Below are 5,395 nucleotides of genomic sequence, written 5' to 3' on the forward strand. Positions count from 1 at the left end.
CATATCCTCTATTGAATAATATCCTTTCCTTTTCATAAATTCTTCAAGAGACGTTTTCCATTCTCTAATGAAGTAGAAGCCTCTGATCATTGTGTACGTGACTGCCTGGACTGTGGTTGATCCCATCATTATATATTGGACAGCGTCTTTCCAATCAAATATCCCTCCAACACCACTAATTTGGAGAGAAGTTCTTCCCCAGATTCTCGATACCGAGGCTAACCCTATAGGTTTGACTGCAGGTCCAGAGATCCCTCCATATCCTGAATAGCCTGAGATCGAAGGAAGTGGGGTTCCGGTCTCTATGTCGATGTCAACAACTCCTATAACAGTATTTATCGCTGTTACACCCTTAGCTCCAGCTATTTCAGCTTCTTTAGCTATATACGATATGTCGGTAACGTTAGGGGTCAACTTAACTAGGACTGGTAAACCAACCGACTGGACTACATCCTTTGTATATTCTCGTACAAGATCTGCGTGTTGCCCTATAAATGCTCCAGTTTTTCTCTCTGGCTCCCCGTGAGGGCATCCAAAGTTTAGCTCAATTATTGATGCCCCTCTTTCTTCAGCCCATTTTGCTAACTTTACCCATTCGGTATGATCTGGACTACCCATTATACTTGCTATCAACGGAGAATGAGTTTCGTTCTTTATTCTTCTTAAATATTTATCCCAGGCCTCTAGAGGCTCTTCAGTAATCAGTTCTAGATTTTCAAAGGACACTATTTCTCTTCCATTCCTAGAAGCAGAGTACATTGGTCTAACCGACTTTCTAATTATAGAATCTCCTATTGTTTTTGTTACAACTCCTCCCCAACCTGACTTTATTGCGTCAATTATCTTATCTGGTGTTCCTGTTGTTGGCCCAGAACCTACTAGGAACGGGCTATCAAACTTGACCCCGAGAAAATCTATTGATATATCTACCATATACTTTTTACACTTTGAATTTAATTTAAGCATTTCTAACGTACTCTTTGTATTTCAGACAATGAATTCTCCTCGATACTTTTATAATCCTATGAAAATATTCCCGTAATAAAAAAGACCTCTGGACATAAATATATTAGATTCTCGCCTCCTGAATTCCATTAGATTCGAAATATAGCTAGCAAACTCCTCTTTAACTGGAAGAAGTGAGTCTAAATCTATATATATTAATTTTGTATTTAACTCTAAAATTTCTTTATATGGAAGCTTTAGCCTAACAGAACTCTTCCTAATTTATTGAAATATTAAAAATTTTCCTTTAAAGATAAATATTTACATTTTTGATATACCTTGTAACTATTAGCGTAGTTTAAAAACAAAGTTGTTAGGTTCAATTGAAGTTAGTATTGAAAGTAAAGTTTTACCTAGTTATTAAATAGAAGGGATGTTCATAGACTATAGTCCCCGAACTTGTTTGCTATGTGAGGATTTTTCTTTTTGATATAAAAGTAAAGTCCTATTATTACTACGATAAATGCAATTGAAATGTAGACCCCATAAACAAATGGTGGGGGAGGAGCTGGGTATAGAGACGTAACTATGGCTGCTCCTAATGCTAAAACTGTTATCATTGGAATAAGAAGATGTTTTACTAAGTTTAAAGTTCGATTCTTATAATGGTATTTTATTAATCCAATGGAAGCTAACATGTGGTTTAAGTAAGTGAATACTACACTTGACGTTATTAAAAATAGTGCAGCATTCAGTGGACCAAATAAAAATCCAGTCGATAAAACCAGAGCAGCATTCAGGAGGCCTGCTAGTAAGGTTGGAACTTCAGGAACACCTTTCTTATTTACTTTATAGAAAATTTTTGGCAAAGCCCCATCTCTAGCCATTCCATATATCATTCTTATTCCACTTACCGCAAAGCCTATTGTTGAAGAATTAAAACTATTAAATACAAGAGCAGCGTAAATTATTGCTATTGGAATTCCTAAGGTGGAGGAATAAATTATAATTCCTGGATCAGGTAAGTTTGCATAATTAAACATTTTGCCTACTCCATAGCTTATCTCTTGGGCGTAAGAATTTAGAATTATTGCTACTCCTACTAATGTTAAAGTCATTATAAGAGCTTTTGGTATGTTCTTTTTCGGATCTTTAGTCTCTTCAGCAACTCCTAAAGCTCCATTCGTCCCGCCAAAAGTGCTTATTCCGAATATCATTGAAGTAAGTAATAATAGAGCATTACCGTTAATAGGAGATAAACTTAAGGGTTCAAGTGTGAGTTTATGAAAATTTAAGGCAATTAATACCATGGAAGTGATAATCAGAAATGAAATCTCAATAAGTCCAGTAATCAAGTTATACTTAGAAGTCGGTCTAATTCCTTCGTACATCAAGAAAGTAGTTTCTCCTATTATAATTAATGAAACAGGTATCCAAAACCATGGATATTCCTGTGTGAATTGAGGGAAAATCAAATAGGCGAAACTGGTTAAACCTAAGACGCCAAACCCTGAACTCGCTGTTACGTAATCATATAGATAAGTCCAAGCAGAGAAGAATGAAATCCCGCTACTATTATATCCAGCTTTCATAATGGCTGCCCAACTATAGGCCGAGGCAATCACCTTGGACCACTCATAAGTCACAATTGTCATCGCTAAGTAAATTAGCCAGGCCAAAATAACAACCAAAGTTAATGTACCTCCAACAAGTCCTGCCAAGCCAACAAAGTATAGAGCTGTTACTGCAATAGGCGCGTTTGAAGCTAAAGAATTAGCTAAGGCTAACCAAGGGGAAAGTGCTCCTTTTCTTAATCCTTCAGGGCTATTTTTATCCATATAAATATCGTTAAACAAGAATTTATAAACTCACAATAAAACATTTTAAATAGAGTTAAGGTTTTTCATTCTGATTTTCCAGCAATAAAACAAGATATAAAAAGATTCATAGGATGTATAAATGAAAATTTTTATTGGGATCTTTCTATTTCTATAGGATTAATAAATCAGGTTAACACTCTAGTTGATCTGATTTTCACCTAGGGAGTGTTATTATTACCTTAACCGTGATTAGTAAAGTTAGGCAAGTCTTTTTAACATATTTTATAAAGATTTTAATAATGAGCCTTCGAAGCTATTTATAATGATAAGTTTACAGTCCCTTGAAAAGGAGTTTGGCGATAAATTTGACAGTTCAGATCAAACAATACGACGATATTCTTATTCTCCTTACCTGGTTTCTCCGGTGATTAATAAGCTATGGAATAAAGTCCTAGGGATAATTTACGCTGAAGATGAGGATGACGTAAAGCACGCCATTTCTTTAGTGAGTTCTTTGGGAATTTCTATAGTAGCCTTCGGATCTGGAACTTCTACAATAGGTCAAATAGTGCCTCTAAAACCCAGTATCATGATAGATTTAAAGAAAATGAATGGGATACTTCAAGCTGATAAAGAAGGAATTGTAGTAAAACCTGGCACAACAGTGTTGGATATTTTGAAGACTTTAAGAAAAAAGGGGTTAGATCTCATGGTTTATCCAAGTAGTTTCTACATGTCAACAATAGGAGGATATATAGCTGGAGGTGATGTAGGAATAGGTTCTTTTCAATATGGTTATTACTTTGACGCTGGAATAAAGTATTTTAAATTGATTGGAAGCGTTAAGGAAAAAACGATATCTAATAGTGATGTTTTCGGTGTAGCTCAAGCGGCAGGAACTACAGGTATTGTTACGGAAATCGGCTTACCAGTATCAGAGAAAAATGACTGGAAGGACTATTTATTAAGATTTGAGAATTTGATGGATTTAGTTAAGTTGCTTTCAGAGTTCGATAAGAATACTGTAAGAAGGATTACAATAGAGGACGATATAACTTTGAGGAAGATTGCGGGTAATAGAATTGAAAAAATAGGAAAATGGAATTTAATGGTATCTTCATCAAAAAAGGTAAGTGGAGAGGAGGTAGACCTAAGATTTTTAGACGAACTAGCGTTTGCAGCTATATATGTAACAATGAGTAAGCTGTCAAATCTTAAAGAATATTTTTATGAAGTTAGGTTGCTTACTACGGAAGAATTCTATTATGTAGTGACTGAACTCAAGGGAATTTTAGGTAATAATGTCTTCATACACGGTGACGTTATGACGATAAACGGAAAAATTATTATTTATACTGTATTTATTTCTGAGCGAGATAATTTTAAAAAAATAGATGAGGTAATGACAAAGCACGGTATTCCATTTGAAATTCATTCAATTGAAATCAATGATAGAGTTGATAGTGAATTTAGGTTAGAAATTATGAAGAAATTAAAGACAGAGATGGATCCTCGAGATATAATAAATCCAGGTAAGCTAAGGCTATGATGTTAAAAAGCGTTATAGAAACAATAGAACTTCTCCAAGATTTAAAGAAACCTGGGGATATCTTAGATTACGTCAAAAAGTATTCAGATGAAGTACAGTATTGGGACTTAGGAGAAGTTTTGTTCCTACGATCTTACATAAAGGGCGAAGGGAAAAAAATTGAAGTTTTAGGGAGGTTAGGATCTATAAAAATTAATAATTTATTAGTTTCCGATGCTGACGGTGCAATAATAGCATTGGCCGTTTTAAGGGAACTTAGTAAGGAACGCCAAAGTGGAAACTACGTAATAAGTACAAGCATCTCTCTAAGTGCAAAATTAATACAACATGAACCATTCAATTTCATGGTTCCTCCCATAGGTATTGAAGAAGCTTTGAATTATGAAGTGGATAAACAAGCTGATTTTATAATAAGCATAGATTCCACAAAAGGTAATAGAATAGCTAAGTATTCAGATTTTGCGATAACTCACGTAATAAAAGACGGGTATATAATGAAAGTTTCAGATGAGGTATTAGATATTTACGAAAAAGTTACGGATCATGAACCTTATTTTGTTCCTTTAACATCGTCAGATTTGACTCCTATGGACTTTAATTCTTATCACATAAGTACGTTAATTTCTCCATGGTTATATACGGAGAGCCCATTAATAGGAGTGGCTACTGTATCGAAATTCGCTATACCTGGATATGAGACTGGAGTTCAGAATATTTCCATGTTAGAAAACGCTGGTAAGTTTTGCGTTGAATTATCAAGGTTTATAAATAAAGGAGGTAGTGCGTTTGACGAAAAAGAGTTAATCGAATTAAAGAATAAACTTGGAGAGTCAAATTTACTAAAAGTTAAAAGGAAATGACTTATATGAAATAATTTATATTACCATGCATTATTTAAATAGTGTTTTATGATATTTCTTTCAGCTTTTCTTAAGTGGTATATGAACGTTACTGGACTTATCCCAAGTTCTTTAGAAATTTCTCTAGCATTTGCATTTTTAGGAAAAGAATAATAGCCCTTAGAAAATGCCTTGATAATTATTTTCTTCTGTATATTGGTTAATTCGGGAAAGGGAAAAAC

General features: G+C 34.2%; 5 protein-coding genes. 2 read left to right on the plus strand and 3 right to left on the minus strand.

What is annotated here, in order from left to right; all coding sequences use genetic code 11:
- Both preA and CM19_RS03910 read right to left on the minus strand, forming a co-directional pair.
- The coding region (gene preA / locus CM19_RS03905; protein ID WP_150111375.1) for an NAD-dependent dihydropyrimidine dehydrogenase subunit PreA at nucleotides 1-966 on the minus strand (966 nt) is incomplete at its 3' end.
- Nucleotides 967-1,382: 416 nt separating this feature from the next.
- Nucleotides 1,383-2,783, minus strand: a complete 1,401-nt coding sequence (locus CM19_RS03910) for an APC family permease (RefSeq protein ID WP_048099154.1) — start codon at nucleotides 2,781-2,783, stop codon at nucleotides 1,383-1,385.
- A 304-nt stretch (nucleotides 2,784-3,087) separates the two neighbouring features.
- Between CM19_RS03910 and CM19_RS03915 the strand changes: the two genes are divergently transcribed.
- Both CM19_RS03915 and CM19_RS03920 read left to right on the plus strand, forming a co-directional pair.
- Nucleotides 3,088-4,314 (plus strand): FAD-binding oxidoreductase, encoded by a 1,227-nt coding sequence (locus CM19_RS03915; protein WP_048099155.1) that lies wholly within the window; start codon nucleotides 3,088-3,090, stop codon nucleotides 4,312-4,314.
- Nucleotides 4,311-5,174 carry a DUF1177 family protein gene (locus CM19_RS03920; RefSeq protein WP_048099156.1) on the plus strand — a complete coding sequence of 288 codons (864 nt, stop codon included), beginning with the start codon at nucleotides 4,311-4,313 and terminating at the stop codon, nucleotides 5,172-5,174. The genes CM19_RS03915 and CM19_RS03920 overlap by 4 nt, the downstream gene beginning before the upstream one ends.
- A 20-nt stretch (nucleotides 5,175-5,194) precedes the next feature.
- Here the strand turns inward: CM19_RS03920 and CM19_RS03925 are convergent.
- Nucleotides 5,195-5,395: helix-turn-helix domain-containing protein (locus tag CM19_RS03925; protein ID WP_048099157.1), on the minus strand; the 201-nt coding region annotated here is incomplete at its 5' end.

Origin of the sequence: Candidatus Acidianus copahuensis (genome assembly GCF_000632495.1) — an archaeon.
GTDB lineage: Archaea > Thermoproteota > Thermoprotei_A > Sulfolobales > Sulfolobaceae > Acidianus > Acidianus copahuensis.

Bases quoted from the DNA above. Each gene is read 5' to 3' on its own strand.
- CM19_RS03910 (WP_048099154.1), bottom strand. From the start codon at position 2,783: ATGGATAAAAATAGCCCTGAAGGATTAAGAAAAGGAGCACTTTCCCCT.
- CM19_RS03915 (WP_048099155.1), top strand. From the start codon at position 3,088: ATGATAAGTTTACAGTCCCTTGAAAAGGAGTTTGGCGATAAATTTGAC.
- CM19_RS03920 (WP_048099156.1), top strand. From the start codon at position 4,311: ATGATGTTAAAAAGCGTTATAGAAACAATAGAACTTCTCCAAGATTTA.